The organism is Mycolicibacterium vaccae NBRC 14118 = CIP 105934 (assembly GCF_001552715.1).
Classification (GTDB): Bacteria; Actinomycetota; Actinomycetes; order Mycobacteriales; family Mycobacteriaceae; genus Mycobacterium; species Mycobacterium vaccae.
The window spans coordinates 1-577 of the sequence record NZ_BCRS01000369.1 but is presented as its reverse complement, the minus strand read 5'-3'; the positions used below and the strand labels follow the sequence as shown (position 1 = coordinate 577).

The following is a 577-nucleotide window of genomic DNA, read 5'->3' as shown; positions in this document are numbered from 1 at the left end:
AGGCGGCGTCGAAGGTGACGAGGTCGATGCTGAGTCGGCCTTCGGCCAGGCTGAGCCGTCGTCGTACCGGTGGCCCGGGTAGCTGCGGGGCGATGGAGGTGTAGGTGGCCCCGGTCGGGGTCACATACTCCGCTCGATGTTCGCCGTTGTCCTCGATCGTGCTGACCCGCCAGCCCGGCGCCTCTTTGGCGTAGTTGCACGCCTCGCACAACCCCAGCCCGTTGCCCGCACTGGTGGGCCCGCCCGCCCGGGCCGGGACCGCGTGGTCGTGGTGGCGGATCGGGGCATTGCAGTACGGGGTGCGGCACGTGCGGTCCCGGCGCTGCAACAGCAGCGCCAGCCCTTTCGGAAACCTGCGGGCTTTGGATTCCATCGCCACCAACTGTCCTGAGCCGGGGTGGCGGTAGAGCCGGCGCAGCGTGGCCTTGGGTTCGGCATCAGCGGCCGCGTCGCCGGTCAACGCCCGGCAGAACCCGGCCGGGACCGGGCCGTAGCCGTCGAGCCAGCCCAGTTCGTCATCGTCACCGGCCAGGGTGGTGTCGGCGATCACCAGGTTCACCGCCACGGGTACCGGTCC

1 protein-coding gene is annotated in these 577 nt (G+C 70.9%); it reads right to left on the bottom strand.

The window, feature by feature from the left end; genetic code table 11:
* Positions 1–577: HNH endonuclease (locus MVA01S_RS30075; RefSeq protein WP_169801795.1), on the bottom strand; the 577-nt coding region annotated here is incomplete at both ends.